Origin of the sequence: Paenibacillus sp. PCH8, from assembly GCF_002968835.1 — a bacterium.
Lineage (GTDB): Bacteria > Bacillota > Bacilli > Paenibacillales > Paenibacillaceae > Paenibacillus.
Window position 1 is genome coordinate 189,604 of the sequence record NZ_PKQK01000001.1, and the last position, 16,304, is coordinate 205,907.

10 protein-coding genes and 1 pseudogene are annotated in these 16,304 nt (G+C 49.1%); 3 read left to right on the forward strand and 8 right to left on the reverse strand.

From position 1 onward, the window contains the following. Positions 1-48: 48 nt before the first annotated feature. The 3 genes from C0Q44_RS00810 to C0Q44_RS00820 are packed head-to-tail and all read right to left on the reverse strand — an operon-like array spanning position 49 to position 2,202. Entirely contained in the window at positions 49-204 is a 156-nt protein-coding gene (locus C0Q44_RS00810; RefSeq protein ID WP_181150808.1) for a hypothetical protein, read from the reverse strand. Positions 205-217: 13 nt separating this feature from the next. Continuing rightward, a complete protein-coding gene (locus C0Q44_RS00815) occupies positions 218-1,327 on the reverse strand; it encodes a threonine aldolase family protein (protein WP_105405632.1) in 1,110 nt (369 codons plus the stop codon). A 17-nt stretch (positions 1,328-1,344) separates the two neighbouring features. Then, positions 1,345-2,202 carry a LysR family transcriptional regulator gene (locus tag C0Q44_RS00820; RefSeq protein WP_105405633.1) on the reverse strand — a complete coding sequence of 286 codons (858 nt, stop codon included), beginning with the start codon at positions 2,200-2,202 and terminating at the stop codon, positions 1,345-1,347. A gap of 145 nt (positions 2,203-2,347) precedes the next feature. Here C0Q44_RS00820 and C0Q44_RS00825 point away from each other — a divergent pair, with 145 nt between their 5' ends. Both C0Q44_RS00825 and C0Q44_RS00830 read left to right on the forward strand, forming a co-directional pair. Continuing rightward, complete coding sequence (locus tag C0Q44_RS00825) at positions 2,348-3,337, forward strand: quinone oxidoreductase family protein (protein ID WP_105405634.1); 990 nt, start codon at positions 2,348-2,350, stop codon at positions 3,335-3,337. Between the two features lie 142 nt (positions 3,338-3,479). Beyond that, complete coding sequence (locus tag C0Q44_RS00830) at positions 3,480-4,268, forward strand: formate/nitrite transporter family protein (RefSeq protein ID WP_105405635.1); 789 nt, start codon at positions 3,480-3,482, stop codon at positions 4,266-4,268. 229 nt (positions 4,269-4,497) lie between these two features. Here C0Q44_RS00830 and C0Q44_RS00835 read toward each other — a convergent pair whose 3' ends face one another. From C0Q44_RS00835 to C0Q44_RS00850, 5 genes and pseudogenes are all read right to left on the reverse strand, one after another. Next, positions 4,498-9,468 carry a DUF4132 domain-containing protein gene (locus C0Q44_RS00835; protein ID WP_105405636.1) on the reverse strand — a complete coding sequence of 1,657 codons (4,971 nt, stop codon included), beginning with the start codon at positions 9,466-9,468 and terminating at the stop codon, positions 4,498-4,500. A gap of 24 nt (positions 9,469-9,492) precedes the next feature. Further along, the gene (locus C0Q44_RS00840) at positions 9,493-9,912 is read right to left on the reverse strand and encodes a hypothetical protein (protein ID WP_105405637.1); all 420 of its coding nucleotides are present in this window, start codon (positions 9,910-9,912) and stop codon (positions 9,493-9,495) included. A gap of 342 nt (positions 9,913-10,254) precedes the next feature. Next, positions 10,255-12,386: pseudogene (nasC, locus tag C0Q44_RS00845) on the reverse strand (assimilatory nitrate reductase catalytic subunit NasC). Between the two features lie 21 nt (positions 12,387-12,407). Continuing rightward, on the reverse strand, positions 12,408-13,040 hold the full coding sequence (locus tag C0Q44_RS30595; RefSeq protein ID WP_258166111.1) for a bacterioferritin-associated ferredoxin: 633 nt from the start codon (positions 13,038-13,040) through the stop codon (positions 12,408-12,410). A gap of 26 nt (positions 13,041-13,066) precedes the next feature. Further along, positions 13,067-14,629 carry an FAD-dependent oxidoreductase gene (locus tag C0Q44_RS00850; protein ID WP_258166112.1) on the reverse strand — a complete coding sequence of 521 codons (1,563 nt, stop codon included), beginning with the start codon at positions 14,627-14,629 and terminating at the stop codon, positions 13,067-13,069. A gap of 425 nt (positions 14,630-15,054) precedes the next feature. On the opposite strand from C0Q44_RS00850, the gene C0Q44_RS00860 reads away from it, so the two are divergent. Next, the gene (locus C0Q44_RS00860; protein ID WP_105407558.1) at positions 15,055-16,284 is read left to right on the forward strand and encodes a nitrate/nitrite transporter; all 1,230 of its coding nucleotides are present in this window, start codon (positions 15,055-15,057) and stop codon (positions 16,282-16,284) included. Positions 16,285-16,304: the final 20 nt, after the last annotated feature.

The following is a 16,304-nucleotide window of genomic DNA, read 5'->3' on the forward strand; positions in this document are numbered from 1 at the left end:
ATTTCATCTGCTCCTGCACCCAGATCGCTGACTCAGCCAGCATCGTCATTAATTCACTAAAGTCGCTGACGGCAGCTTCACGTTATGCTTTTGCTCAAAATTCTCAATTCTCTGTTGCGTTTCGGGAGTACATCCTTCTCCCATTGCTGTATCATAAGCTTTCACCAAAAGATCACGAATGGGTTCCAATTCTATCGACTCCACTTGAACCCCTCCTCTATGAATGAAATGTCATCTGCTTCCGCAGTTCCCCATCCAGCCATTCCAGTGCTGCACGCAGCTTGTCCTTCGGCACGAGATCATACCGATCTCCAGCAGAATACTCGAATGAACAACGGTTCCCGCTTGTCTTGTTCAAATAGGAAGTCAGCCCTATGCCATACTGTTGGGCCATCTGTGCAAGCACAGATTCGACTTCGGAAGCAGCAAGCGCAACGTGTACATGGAACATATTCGATACGGGTACTTCCGGCAACGTGGTTATCCCATGGCATGCATTCAATAAGGAGGCCAGTTCAACAGCTTGCTCGTAATAATGCTCCATTTTGCCAATACGTTCATTGAAATAATGCTGCGAACTCAGAATATACGGATACAGGCCGATCAGATCGCCACCGTGCCGCCGTTTCCATACTTTGGACTCTTGCATCACGTCCGTGTCGCCCGCGAGAATAGCCCCCGCAATTCCTCCAATGCCTTTGTAAAAGGACACATATACACTATCAAACAAACTGCAAATCTCGGCTGGTGTCTTCTGGTAATAAGGCGTGATCTCAAACAAACGTGCCCCGTCCAAGTGCAGCTTAATTCCGCGTTCACGGCAATAAGCCGAGATCGCTTCAAGTTCTGCATACGAAGGTAATTGCCCACCAATCTCACGTTGCGGCAGTTCCAACAGCAGGCAGGCAATGTCCTGATCGAGCGCCTCTACATCTTCCAAACGAATCAACTGATCCTTATCCGCCAGCAAAATCGTTTCAATCTGATGTAACTCTTTCAGTCCATCTTCCTCATGGATCTCCAGATGAGACAGCGGGTGATATGCTACCCTTTTCACGGCTTTGCGGTCACACCAGATTCGTAATGCAATCTGCTGCGCCATCGTTCCGCTTGGAAAAAACACAGCTGCTTCCTTGCCCAGAACCTCAGCCATCTGCTGCTGAAATGGATCAATGACCGGACCATGACCATAATGATCGCTATCTTGCTCCCCATCGATATGCTCCAGTACGTCTTGAAGCACTTTTACGTTACGACTACCATGACCACCCAAAATAAACTCTGCCTGACGAAAAGCTTCCGATAGCGTTAACCCGGTATCCTTCAAGCTCACTCACTCCTTTGTTATTCTGGTTCTGTCATGATCTGCACCAATGCACTTAGCGCACTTGCTATATGCTCACTTCGAGAATATACAAATCCCACTTCCAAACGGCGATAAGGATCAGGCAAAGACATGACCACAACCTCGCCTCTTGATTCTGCTTTGGTAACCGAAGAACGTGGAAGCAAGGACACGCCGAGCCCGGCAGATACACCGTGCAGAATAGTGTCCAGCGTTCCATATTCCATAACGTTCAGCGTGTGGATACCCTGATCTTTCAATAAAGATTCTGCCTGGGTCCGATGTGTGCATCCGATCTCAAAAAACAACATCGGTTTAGACCATAGCGCCTGTATATCATGTGCTCCAGGTTCAGCGATCAACACCATTTCTTCATCATACATCTTCATATAGTTTAGCTCAGGATGATCAATCGGACCATACACCAAGGCCCCATGCAATTCATGTTGAATGACCTTCTGGTTCAGTTCATGGGTCCCGCCCGTAACAAGCGAATGCTGTACCTCAGGGTAACATGAACGGTATTCAGCCAGTAATGGCGTTAGAAAACTGGAAGCTGCCGTCTCAATAGCGCCCAGACGAAGCATTCCGGACGGTGGGATCCCCTCTTGTGCAGCCTGTTCCGCTTCATATAATAACTGTAAGATTCTATCCGCATACCCAAGCAGGTTCTCGCCCGCTGGTGTGAGCGACATCCCACGATTGGAACGATGAAATAGCGGTACTTGCAGCTGAGTCTCCAATTGTCTGATTCGTGTTGTCACATTGGACTGCACATAATTAAGGGAGCGCGCGGCTTTACTGATACTGCCCTCGCGGGCAACTGCCTGAAATATTTTCAAATCTCCTGCATCCATGCCCTGATCACCTTCTTATCGTGATATCAGCTATTATTTTAATTGATACTCACCTTCATTTTTGTTCATTTTACGTGAATCTGCTCCATCTGTACAATGAGGCTCAGTAGTGAAGTCTTGCTACACCGACAGGAGGAATAGGCATATGAAAGCAATAATCCATTCAGATCAAAGCGGCCTTGAGGGTCTTCAATATACAACATCCAATGCCCGTACACCTGGACACGATGAAGTACAAGTCCAGCTTAGAGCCGCCGGAATTAACCACCGCGATCTGTTCATCATGGCAGAACGTACAATTCAGGACACAGCGCTCATTCCCGGGTCCGATGGGGCAGGTATAATTGTACAGATTGGCGAAGGAGTAAGCGGATTGGCAGTAGGTGATGAAGTCATTATTCATCCTACGCTGGGATGGCCATACACATCTGATATCCCCATCGTGCCCGATATTGTAGGTGGCCCTACAGATGGGACGCTGGCACAATATATTACGTTACCTGCTGAGAATGCCCTGCCTAAACCCTCCTACCTATCCTGGGAGGAAGCAGGTGTATTGTCGCTGTCGGCTTTGACGGCCTATCGCGCCTTATTCACCCGTGGTGAACTTAAAGCGGGCGAACATATCCTTATTCCCGGCATTGGCGGCGGTGTAGCCACTTATGCCTTGCTCATGGCTGTAGCTGCTGGTGCACAGGTAACGGTTACCTCCAGAAGTGAAGCCAAGAGAAATCAGGCTTTGCGCTTGGGAGCTGCCCGTGCACTGGATAGTCATGCCGATTGGAGTTTAGAGAATGATCTGGAGCCGGTGGACATCATATTGGATAGCATTGGACAAGCCATGTTTCCCAAATATGTGGATATAATCAGACCTGGCGGGCGCATTGTGATGTATGGTGCAAGCTCGGGCGATGATCTGAATATTCCGATTCGATCCATTTTTTTCCCGCAAATCAGTCTAATTGGCACCTCTATGGGAAGCCGTGAAGAGTTCGTCCAGATGCTGCAATGGGTGAAAGATCATCATATTCATCCTGTAATCGATGGCGTATATCCGTTACAAGACACAGCGAAAGCGTTCAAACGAATGGAAAAGGGAGAGCAGTTTGGCAACCTGGCTATACTTGTTAAGTGATATCTGTTTGGAAATGGACCTAGATTAATGGATAAGAATTGATTTTGGATATAACAATTATCACAAATCCAACGCCAAACCTCGCCATCTTCCAATTTTTCGTTATAATGTAAACAAGACATCAGGATATTGGAGGCGAATTATGGAAACGGAAGCTTTACGTAACGTCGAACAACTGGCGCTGAAGAAACACAAGATTTACAAGCAAAGCTTACTTCGATATCTTGCACGATCTATGCTCGCCAGTATGTTCATCGGGTTTGGCGTCATCGTGGCGTTCAAGACGGGTAATTTCTTTTATATGGAGGATTCCCCCTTCACATACCCCATGGCTGCACTTACGTTCGGCGCGGCAATTATTCTGATCGCATACGGTGGCGGTGATCTGTTTACCGGTAATACCTTCTATTACACGTATGCTGCACTGCGCAAGAAGCTCCGCTGGTTCGAGGTAATCAAGCTGTGGATTGCGAGTTATAGCGGAAACCTGATGGGGGCGGCGGTATTTGCGCTGTTAATCTATCTGACGGGACTGTTCGATTCGTCTCAGGTGAATGGGTTCCTGTTAAGCGTGGTGGAGCACAAGATGGAAGTGCCGACCATGCAGCTCTTTTTCCGGGGAATATTGTGTAACTGGCTCGTATGTATGGCATTTTTTGTACCCATGTTCATGAAGGAAAACGGAGCCAAAATGTTCGCTATGATGCTCTTTGTCTTCTGCTTTTTCATCTCGGGCTATGAACACAGCATTGCCAATATGTGTACGTTCGCGATTGCGCTTGTGCTGAACCATCCGGGAACGATCTCGTTGGAAGGAGTCATTCATAACCTGGTTCCGGTAACCCTGGGTAATCTGGTCGGCGGCGTGCTGTTGATGGGCTTCATGTATCATGCGGTGAACAAACCGTTTCTGGACGAAGAGACACATTAATTTTTGGTAAAAAAAGCTCTCCTTCCGCCCGGTCCATCAACCTGGCTAACCGGTAAGGAGAACCTGAAATACCCCGGCAACCTTCCCATCTCGGGAGATGATTGCCGGGGTATTAGTCTATGGGCAGGCTCATAGATAAGCCGCCTGCCCTACAGATCGCTACCCGCTTGTTATGATCCTGTTCCCGATAGGAGAACGATTAACATATTCTGTGAGTTTCCTTGTCTGATCAGTTCTGTAACTGTGCCAGAATTTGCGGGTCCTTGATCTTCTTATCTTCAGCGAGCAACATCACCTTGGATAGAATCTCAGCCGTTCTCGGGTCTTCATCGAGGAATGGTAGGAAGATTCGGCCGCGATGCTGGCTGTGTACCGGTACGATGTGCAGCGCACCTGTCGCTTGCTTGAATACATTGCCACTACCCAGATGAACGGCATATTCGCCCAATTCACCATCAATCCGTGCATAATTCCCATCCAGACGTACATTGTCAATCTTCAGCAGACGCAACGACTCATTCACAATGACATGACGCATCTCGATCGTAGTCAGGCTGGCTTCTGGATCTACACCTCCCACATGGGCAATGCTGACCACCAGATCAATATCACGCATGACTTCCGAGAAGAACGTCAGCGGTACATCTTGTAGTGCTACAGGTTTGTAGCTCTTACGATCATAGAACTGCACCGTTTCTAGCGTTGGTGCCTCGGTATCTGCCGGTGAGAACCAATCCGCCATGGCATAGAGATTCGCGATCAGATTGTGTTCGTAGCTGACCTTCTGCAAGCCTTCTTCATAACTAACTGTCCATTGGCGTCCTTTGAGCAGAGCTACTGCTTTTTTCGGTTGAATCTGATACCCGGCATATCGGCGGGACACCGTACCATTAGCCAATTCGTCCTCGTTAGGAAGATACAGCTCACGGAATACCTGCTTGAATGGCTGACGCTCCTGACGATTGAACAGATCCCGCTGGAATTCGCTCCAGCCTCCGCTCTGATACAGATGAAGCGGATGAGCAATCAGCAGTTGATCCTGCTCCGATAGTGCATGGATCGTACCCTCCACTTCTGGAGCAACCAAACCACTAGACGATACATCGAATCGTCCCATCTTGTCACCTGACTGGAATACAAGTGTTCTTACCAATGGATGTATAACCGGATTCTGCATCAGGCTGGATATCTCCTGATGGGTAAAGGAAGTTCCCACCGTCATAGAACGCTCCAACTCTTGTCTTGCCCGCCGATACTGATCCACCAGATCTGATTTGAGTTCTTTTAGTTCAGCAATATATCCATCCTTTTTGAACCGGGCAGGTACGGACTTGAGAACTTTCCCTTTACTAACAATAACAAGATCCGGTTGACCTTCTTCATCTATGACCAATTGGGCGGTGGTGTCAGTATCCAGTGCATGAGGTTCAAAGAATGATTTCATCTCATCGAGCTTACGCGCTTCCATATCCCACATCAGCCGCGTAACATCAGCATAGCCTGCATTACGCGCAAGGTTGCCCAGCGCAATCTGCGATACTACACCTTCACTGGCACGACGCTGTGCACCGAATTGTTTGCTCTGCATCTGAAACTTCTGAATGAAGTCGTATCGTTCACGCAGATCCTGTTCCCGAGGTACGGCGAATGGAATCAGACTGTAGGTTAACAAATGATCCTTGTTGCGCTTGTCTGACACGGACACACGCATATCATCCAGTCGAAGCTTGCCGAGTGCAGCATCCGCGAACAATTGGGATCTCCGGTGATTGGCTCCGCCGGAAATGTACTTGGCGCAATCGTATAACAGATTGAAGCGTTCCTCTCCGACAGCGGCATAAGCCTCTTCGAACCAGGCGATATCAAATGCACCATCATTGAAGTCCTGCGGCGAGATTGGAGAGTAATGGGCCACAATCGTTTCTTTCTCGGCCGTGAACCGTTCGTTGATATGAGCATGGAAGTACCAAGCCGCACTGCGCAGACCTTCCCATCCCAGATGCCTTGCCACAATCTCCATCCACTGCGGTGCATACATGGCTGCCTCTAACAACTTCTTCTCCTGAATCGGATGTTTCTTCAGCAGTTCGCCCAGCAGCGCTTCATCCTCTCCATTCCTTGGATGGCATACCTGAATCAGATGACTAAACGTCTCTTTGCGTGTTGTGTTGTCTCCATAACTGTAGATATATCCACGGACAAACGTATCCTGATCCATTGCGGAGACCAGATGTACCCAGTGTGCCATACCTTCAATTCGCCCCAGTTTCATCGCAAGTGTGCTCACTTCTGTAGATAGCTCTCCACGAGTCAGCTCAATCTCCAGAATGCGATTGACCACCGTATCTCGCAAGTGAACTAGTTTCGGATCACTCACGATCCCTTCTGTACGAGTGGAAGTTAAGTCCCGAATGTACAACAGACGATCCCCGCCTGCCAGCAACTGGCGATATACCTCTTGATCATCAATTAATTCCAGTTGGTAAGCACGCAGGTAATCTTCCAAGGATAACAAAGACATACGCTGATGATTCTCCATGAGACTGGCGAACTGATACGCTGTCTGGAAGAAGCGTTTGAAGCTCTCATCATCATGGATTCTGCCTCGAACCAGATAATCCCACGGTCCAGTCAGTATTTGAAGCATACCTGATTCCTTCTCCAGTTGTTCAACAGGCATGCTCACGATAATGGAGGCCCAGGTATTTTCGGCAATTTCGAACGTGTCTGCCGGATCACTATCCAGAAATGCCGCTGATATCAGTGCCACGACCTGATCCTTATACTGCACCGAACCCATCATTTGTTGTAACTCTTCTATATAATCAAGAGGATATGTCTGCTCGGCAAACGACTTGCGCCATCCGTCCAATAACGGAATCTTGTGCAATTCTTCATAGTCATACTGCTCTCGGAAATAACTATAATGATCGTCCAGGTTGCCATTCAACGTTCGGAACTGAATGACCACATACAGCTGCATCAGCTCCACACTGCTCAACCCGCTCTGTCTAACATAATTCTCCCAAACGTCATGAAGCGGGAACTGCTCCATCTGCTTCATTTCATTTCGTTCCGTGTAAGGAACCCTCGAACGTAGACTGGCTCCAATTAACAACGTCTCTTTGTAACCAGCGTAGTACTCCACTTCATACTCATAATCCCTGTGTGCATGCACCAATGCATTGAGTCCCTCCAGGAACGTTCTGGTTTTTTCCATGGATAGTGTAAAGATATCCTTAGGACTGTGGCCTTTGAGATCACGCTTCTCATCCAGCAATGGCTCACGTCGCTTCGGATCGAATAAACCAAACCCATTAGAGGCCGTATAACGACTCCCCTGATCCGTCAGCTTGTCGAGCAACTTCTGTTCCTTGGCCGTTGGCGTCTCAATCAGCTCCGCCAATGGCTGCAATTGCTCCTTCTGATCTGCCCGCTCCGCATCTGCCGCAATTTCTGTCAACAATTCGAGCGCGCCCAGACGCTGCAACTCACTCTTCGCCTGCAAAAGCCGCTTCAGTGAAACCGTCAATTGGTCCACGGGTTGCAGTAACAATACATGGATGACCTTCTGACGAAGTGAGCCGGTTTTGAGCTTCATCAACGCCTCCATCTGCTTCATCTCTTCAACAGTCAACGTAAGCAACTTCGCCTTGGCGAGTGCAAATTCCCGATTACTGATGCTTTTATCGGATAAACTCTCAAACACAAACTGTCTTTGCACTTCATTCTCAGGATGCTGAACAAACTGGGACAACAGTTCTCCGCGCAGTTCCGGGCTTAAACGCTCCTTGATTGCGATGACTTCCCCGATCCATTCCGGGTCCATATCATAAGCGGCCAGATATAACATTTTCTTCACTACATCATCTGTATCAATCCGGTAGTAAACATACTCAAGCACACCCGATGGTCCGCCTGCTCCTCCTTGCGGAATGGCAGCCAGCATCTGTTTGAATCGATCAAAGTCTTGACGCCGCAAGGTCTTATCCTCAAGAGCAGGCAATGGCCAAACGTAGACGCTACGCTGATTCTCTCCATTGTCGAAACTCCAGTTGTACATGTACATGGCGTCATAGTTGGTCACAATCCAGTGCATCAACTCGGTATCCTGCCCCTCCAGATAACGACGCGCAATGCTCAAACGCAGCTCTCTGTTCTGGCTGTTAGCCAGTACGTATTGAGCAACAATCTTCTGATACAATTGGCCTTGATCCATAATCTTGATGATCGCGCTCTTTAATTCATTCTCTTCAATGACCGCAGTCGCCCACAGGCTGATAAAGAGCTTGTTGGCGTTCGCTTCCTGCTGCCAGGCTTCGCGTACTTCTGGTTGCACAAGCGCCTCATAGGCTTGTTCAATCAGCTGTGTAGCAACACGCTGATTGGCTGCTTCAATGCCGATTCCTGTCCATACGGCGAGCGCTCTTACCACCGAACTGAAACGAATCAGGTTGTTGTCGATGATAATTTTTAATATGTAAATATAGGCTTCCAGTGTTCCTTCATCCATCCGCTCCACAATGCTTTGGCGCAGCCCCTCCTGCAACCTTGCTGCAATCAGTAGCTCACCTACCATCTGATAGGCATCCGCCTGATCACTCATGAATACGCCTTTGATCATTTCATGGGTTAACAGCGCCGTCTGATTGTCACCATATATAATATCGTGCAGTGCCTGCTTCATATCTCCGTTCTGATGATCCAGTTCATACGCGATGCAATCCGGCAGTACCGAACGGATCTCATGGAGATAATCCAGCTTGTACTCACGAAGTGACACATATTCACTCAGGGAGAATTTTTTCATTTCCATTCGGAACAATCCCATCAGTTTACGGATAACCTGTTCTACATGCTGTTCCGGATCGGACGTGCGGAAAGGCCGGCGTTCATAGTTGTTACTGTATGGGAAACGAGTCGCACGCTCTGCGATATAACGGAATCGTGCAACCAATGACTCGCTCGCCAGATGCTGGAGCACATCCAATAGTGGCTGGAATAATGGTTTCTGCGTTTCCGCGGCCAGTCTTCCAAGCAACCCTTCTGTATTCAAAAACATCTTTTCGTCTCCACGCAAATACGTAGCACCAGCGATCTCCACAACATAGCCTGCAAGCTCTAGCTGTACCCCTGTTAACGACTTTGCTTTTTCCTGCAATCCATCCATATACACCTGTACTTGCTCTTCATGATTCATCCTGTTCTCCTCCTTCATCGCACTCTACCACAGACGTCCGGCAAGCATTGTAAAACGGATAAACACCACGTTATCACCGTCCTGTATAACCATGGACTTGTCCAGTTCCTGCAATTCTTCATCGTTGAGAAACACTTTGTACAACCCATCCTCATAGGCGGTTATAGCTGTCTCCATCGCACCATTCAGATCAGGAGCGCCCTCATTGTATACTGCGCCAAACCCGACTTTCCCCGCCGCTCCCTGTGCCTCAATCTCATCCGGCATCAGGTAGGCAAGCAATTCCGCTTGTTGGTTCTTGTCCTGAAGAGATTTCACTTGTAAGGCCACCATATTCTCAATGAGCTGCCTCAGCGTATGAGTTGTTTCCCGAAGTTCGGCAGCTTGTTTGGCAAGTACCGGCTTGCGCTTACCCAGACTTTTTACGGTTATCCATACATTCACTACATCGCCTCCTATGTTCTATCCTATTTGAAGAAGCTTCCAATAGCCCCGATATCTGTACCACGATGTATAATAACCTAAACTCGAAATGGCTGTCAGTCTCTAAATAAAATAAAAAATGCGTACATATGTACCCCTAATGAACATCATAACTAAAATTCAATCCATATTCATGAGCCAATCCTCATGTTTACGTGAAACCACGGAACTATAGCCTACTTGCATACATATACGCAAAAAAAGCCGTACAGTCTCATATAAATATGGGACTGCACAGCCGCTTTAGCTACCATTAGCTCAGCTTATGACGCCTGGAAACCTGTAATCAGAAATCTGTAAGAATTATCTGGCTAATCTTAACGGTCGAATGGTTACGGCTGTTGTCTTGAACCCAGGCATCCGGCAGAACGGGTCCAGCTCGGGTCTCGTTGCCCGATTCACGTTCTGAACGCCGCCCCAGTGCATCGGTACGAATAGGGTGTCCTCTCGAATGGAATCCTTGATTCGCGAACGAACAGCGAAGCTTCCGTACACCGATTGAATCTCTACCCACTCCCCATCGAGAATACGATGACGAGCAGCAGTAAGCGGATGAAGCTCAACGAAGTTCTCCAATTCACGGGCTGCGAGTGCCGAGCTACGATGTGTCTGTACCCCAGTAAGATAATGAGGAAGAACACGGCCATTGGTCAGAATCAAAGGGAATTCAGGAGATACATCATTCCAGCCCGGGCTTGACTCAAATGTGAATGCCGCTTTGCCGTCCGGGTGAGCGAAGCGTTCACCGAACAGCAGACCTTCTCCCTGCTCCTCCGGGGCAGAACACGGCCAGTATACTCCTTTTTCATTACGAAGGCGCTCATAGGTAATGCCATAATAATCAGCGACTCCGCCGCGACTCGCCACTCGAAGCTCATTAAAGATGTCCTCAGCACTTCCATATTGAAAATAAGAAGCCATTCCTATTTTTGCAGCTATTCGACATAAAATATCCCAATCATCGAGCGTTTCTCCTGGCGCAGGTCTCCCCTGTTCACGGAGTAGAACACGCCCCTCCAGATTGGTCAGTGTACCTTCGTTCTCCATATAAGACGTAACCGGGAGAACCAGATCAGCCATTCGTGCTGTCTCGGATAGAAACATGTCTGCCACGATCAGAAAGTCCAGCTTGCGCAGACCTTCTTCCACCAAACGCACATTGGGATTGGAGACAACCGGGTTGGAGCCCATCACCAGCAATGCCCGAATCTCCTGATTGTGGACCTTCTCCATCATCTCGTAGGCCGAGACTCCTTTACCTGGCAAACTTGCAGGGTCCACGCCCCAGACAGATGCCACATAGGCACGATCGGCTTCATTCTCAATAGATCGATAGCCCGGAAGCTGGTCAGCCTTCTGCCCATGCTCCCGTCCGCCCTGCCCATTTCCTTGACCTGTGATGGCACCATATCCGCAGCCCTCCCTGCCGATTTTACCAGTCGCCAGAACCAGATTCAGAAAGTGTCTGACGGCCATATGCCCATCCGTCTGTTGCTCCACACCACGCGCTGTCATGATCATGCCTGTATCTGCCTCACCATAAGCCATCGCTGCCTGACGAATCAGGGCCAGATCGACTCCACACGCTTGTGCCGCCGGTTCGAGTTGTAGATCAGCCAAACTTTGAATCAATTGCTCGTATCCATGCGTTCGTTCACCTATAAAACGTGGGTCCACCAATCCAGCATCCATAATCACTTTCAACATGGTGTCCGCTAGCAGAGCATCCATCCCTGGCTTCACCTGCAAGTGAAGATCGGCAATGGCTGAGGTTGCCGTCTTGCGGGGATCAATAACGATAATGAAGGCTCCGTTCTCCTTCGCCTGATTAAAGTACGGCAAGAGAGTAGGTTGGCATTCTGCAATATTAGTACCTGCGAGTACGATGCAACCTGCCTTGGGGATATCGGACAGACGGAACGTCAATCCGCGGTCCATGCCGAATACTTTACTGCCCGCTGATGCCGCAGCTGACATACAGAACCGACCATTATAGTCGATATATTTGGTCCCCAAAGCAACTCTGGCGAACTTGCCGAGAAGATAGGCAGTCTCATTGGTCAAAGAACCACCTCCATATACTCCAACTGCATCCGCTCCCTGCGAATCTTTGATGTGCTGTAACTGCTCTCCGATGGTCTGAATGGCCTTATCCAGGAACAGGGTTCAAGTTCGCCATTGCGACGAATCAGCGGATGCATTAATCGTTGTGTACTGAGTGCATGCTGGTGTGCATTCATTCCTTTAACACACAGCCGGCCCTGAGAGGCTTCATTTGGAACACCTTGGACTGCGTACTCCCCACGGCTCTGACCTGCAACGGGCGCAGCCAGTTCTTCAACCGTCATTTTGCATTGCACACTGCAATACGGACACTGCGTCTCTTTGACATAGAGCCTGGAGACTGTTTCTTCTGTACTCAACGATAACCTCATCTTCCCATCCCTGCCTTTCGTCTATAGATCAACATGAAGAGTAGCTGCAAGCTCCTTCTGCAACTGGTCGTCCAGTAACGTTTCCCGAATCGACATGAATCCCAATCGCTCCGCCCATGCCCATAATGGTTCATCATACCAGGCCGTTTGGCGATACCATTGAAGGCAGGCTGTTGCGAGCGCGGCCGCTTGCAACTGCGTCTCAGCCACCCCGAGCAAACTACCTTCCTTGACCGGATGCTCTGCATGACCGCCTGCGTAGATCTCCCATCCAACCGGTGAAGCCAGCAAGCCGACGTCCTGAACCAATGCGCTAACCAATGACCCCGGTCCAGGTGCTACCCCAATATTCACGGGCGACGGCATGACTGCACCGATCCAGCTCTCCCTAAGTTGCGCAGCCAAGCCACCCGCATCTCTTGCATAGGCTGACAACGGGATATGCTCATCCCAGCGTACCTGAATTTCTTGGTGACGTTCGATTGCATGAACTCGTGAACGTCTTACCTGAGTTCCTCCCTGATCCATTGCTGGATGTTCGGCAAGCATGATCTCCCGTTCATGTATGGTTCGACTGGATACGTGCATGTAATAGTGAATCGCCGGGCGACATACCATACAGCCATGCTCCGAACCCCAACTCATTTTCTGCATCATCAAGCTCAAGTCCGTTTCACAAGTTACCCCTGGTTGATATTCCCGTGCTTCCAGATGAACTTCACGGGGACAATCAGGTCATCCAGCAATTCCTTCAGCTCTGCATGCCCAAGCTCCGTGCAACTGCATACCGGCATTTCGGCTGATTTCTCCGGTGTGGTTACCAGACCGGTACCGCCGTCATTCTTCAGGTTACGCGTATGCTTCAACAGGGCAGTAACCATCGGACGACATCCCCCGCACGAACCCGATGCCTTGGTCTGCTCCTTTACCTGATCTGCTGACTCCAGACCCTGTTCCTGAATTGCCTTCATAATGGCAGCCTTGGTCACATTGTTACAGGCACATACAGTCTCCTGAGCGGGTAATGCAGCCGCAGCCATTTCAGCCGGGTCCGGGGCCCCTTCACGCGGGGCCAATTCCGCCACATCTGCACCTCGCTGCACCAGTCCGAGCAGTGCAGTGCCTTCCGTTGTATCTCCGAATAAAATCGCTCCGCGAACTTTGCCAGCCTGCATCAGAACTTTTTTGTATGTGCCTCGAATGCCATCCAGATGTTGAATCGCTGTCTGCAATCCATCCCCGCTGATCTCCCCCGCCGAGAAAACATCCACTCCTGATACCTTCAGCTGTGAGTAAGGAATGGACCCTTTGTATTCAGGGGTTTCATGACCGCAGAGCGTGCGTGCAAGCACTTTTCCCTGATCGTATAAAGGGGCTACCAGACCGTAACTGATCCCCCGATGTTCAGCACATTCACCAACCGCGTATATATCAGGCACACTGGTACGCATATAGTCATCCACCATGATCGCCCGATTCGTGCCAATTCCGCTTCGTCTTGCCAGATCCACATTGGGCCGAATACCTACAGCCACAACAACAACTTGGGATTCAAGCTTCGATCCATCCGTGAACAGAAGCCCTTGAGCCTGTGATCGTCCGGTAATTTTCTGTGTGTTTTTGGCCAAAAGAAAGGACATGCCCTTGCCTTCCAGTTCGCCCTGAAGCATCGCGGCAGCCTTCTGATCCAACTGTCTATTCATAATGTAAGGTGCGTTATGGACCACCACGGCTTCCATGCCCAGATGAAGCAACCCCCGTGCAGCCTCCAGTCCCAGCAATCCCCCACCAATAACCGCAGCCTTGCGGTATTCTTTGGAATATTCGGACATGCGTGTACAATCATCAATCGTACGGAAGGACATGACCCGTTCTTTTTCAATCCCCGGAATCGGCGGAATAAAAGGGGATGACCCGGTTGCCAGTATCAGAATGTCATAGGTTTCCCTTTTCCCAGATTCAGTCTCTATATATTTGGCGCGGGTATCGATTCGGTACACCGTTTCACCTGTACATAGCCGAATATGATACTCGGCATACCAAGTCCAATCATTGATAATGATGTCTTGTAATGAATGCTCACCCTGCAATACTTTCGATAACATGATTCGATTGTAATTAGGACGCGGTTCATTGCCGTAAATTACGATCTCATATGCATCAGGCTTCAGTGCAATAATCTCTTCTACACACTTCACTCCAGCCATGCCATTCCCGATAATCACCAGCTTGCTCCTGCTCATAGGTCGCCCCCCTATCTCTCTCACCTGTAAATAAACAGAAAAATCCCTTCTCCATGGTTCGGAAAAGGGCACCGTTGCCTCCGGAATCCACACGCCATTGTGTAGATTCATATTAGATTCAGATTAAGCTAATCTCAGTTTTGTGTCAACAAAATTAACATGTAATTATTGAAATACGATTTAAAAATGAATTATTCAAACATTCATGTAATTTTTGTTGACATAAGTAATTTCTCTTTTTATAATTTGAATCAAAATCACAGTGCTGTGATCAACTCAGATGCGGGAACACAATGACGTGTACCGCCTGTCGGCAACGGGGCCGCAAATCGTTCATATCCGGACGAATTGCGGCCTTTTTCTGCCTCAACAAGCACATAGACAAATGATGAAGATTTCAATTGGATGAGGAGCGATGATGGATGATGGAGAGCAAAAGTTTTTGGAAAAGCGGGCATAAGCCCACCCTCTTCGGGGCGTTTATGTATTTTGACATCAGTTTTATGATATGGGGCATGCTTGGTCCACTCGCCGTTGTAATTGCATTGGACTATCCAATGACTCCGCTGGAAAAGGCTAATCTGGTCGCATTGCCTATACTAGGCGGCTCCATCTTGAGACTTGTACTTGGGTTCATGTCCGATTATATTGGTCCGAAATTGACCGCGCAGATCGGGATGCTCTTCACCCTGGTTCCTTTGTTACTGGGCTGGCTATGGGTTGATTCCCTGAGCCAACTCTATGTGGTGGCACTCTTGCTGGGTGTGGCAGGCGCTTCCTTTGCTGCTGCGCTACCTCTGGCGGGCCAGTGGTATGGAAAAGAGCATCAGGGTCTGGCCATGGGTATTGCCGGGGCAGGTAACAGCGGAACCGTACTCGCGACGTTGTTTGCCAATCGTCTGGCTACCCATTACGGAAGCTGGGAAGTTGTGTTCGGACTTGCTATTATACCGATCGTCATCGTATTTATCCTCTTCTCTGTCTTTGCCCGGAATAGTCCTAATCGACCAGAACCCAAGAAATTGTCCCAATACGGAAGTCTGCTTAAACAAAAGGATGCTTGGGTATTCTGTGCCTTTTATTGTGTAACCTTTGGTGGCTTCGTTGGATTATGTAACTATCTGACGATCTTCTTCAACACTCAGTATGGACTCTCTCCGGTTCGTGCCGCAGATATTACCACGTTCTGTGTCATTGCAGGCAGCTTCTTCCGACCCGTCGGGGGTTATCTCGCAGACAAAATTGGCGGAACCCGCATGCTGACCTTCCTGTACACAGGGGCCTGTATCATGCTAATCGGTGTTTCCTTCATGCCACCACTTCCGGTTGTAGTAATCATGCTGTTCCTCGGCATGATGTGTCTGGGAGCAGGAAATGGCTCCGTTTTCCAACTGGTTCCCCAACGGTTCGGTAACGAGATCGGTCTAATGACAGGTATTGTAGGTGCCGCTGGTGGATTGGGCGGTTATGCATTGCCTCTGATTCTCGGTCAATTGTACAGCAGCTATCAATCCTATACACCCGGCTTTGTCATTCTTAGCCTGATAGCAGCCGCATCCTTGTTCCTCGTACTCTTCATGCAATCTCGCTGGCGTGTGAGCTGGCTGAGCCGGGGCAACAAAGGCATCGCTGATTCCACATCCCTCTCTTCGTAAGGCGTACAATCACTCCGCCG

What these genes read in the sequence shown, in the direction of transcription:
- C0Q44_RS00830 (WP_105405635.1), top strand. Translation starts at nt 3,480, where the DNA reads ATGGAAACGGAAGCTTTACGTAACGTCGAACAACTGGCGCTGAAGAAA.
- C0Q44_RS00825 (WP_105405634.1), top strand. Translation starts at nt 2,348, where the DNA reads ATGAAAGCAATAATCCATTCAGATCAAAGCGGCCTTGAGGGTCTTCAA.
- C0Q44_RS00835 (WP_105405636.1), bottom strand. Translation starts at nt 9,468, where the DNA reads ATGAATCATGAAGAGCAAGTACAGGTGTATATGGATGGATTGCAGGAA.
- C0Q44_RS00820 (WP_105405633.1), bottom strand. Translation starts at nt 2,202, where the DNA reads ATGGATGCAGGAGATTTGAAAATATTTCAGGCAGTTGCCCGCGAGGGC.
- C0Q44_RS00860 (WP_105407558.1), top strand. Translation starts at nt 15,055, where the DNA reads ATGGAGAGCAAAAGTTTTTGGAAAAGCGGGCATAAGCCCACCCTCTTC.
- C0Q44_RS00850 (WP_258166112.1), bottom strand. Translation starts at nt 14,629, where the DNA reads ATGAGCAGGAGCAAGCTGGTGATTATCGGGAATGGCATGGCTGGAGTG.
- C0Q44_RS30595 (WP_258166111.1), bottom strand. Translation starts at nt 13,040, where the DNA reads ATGCAGAAAATGAGTTGGGGTTCGGAGCATGGCTGTATGGTATGTCGC.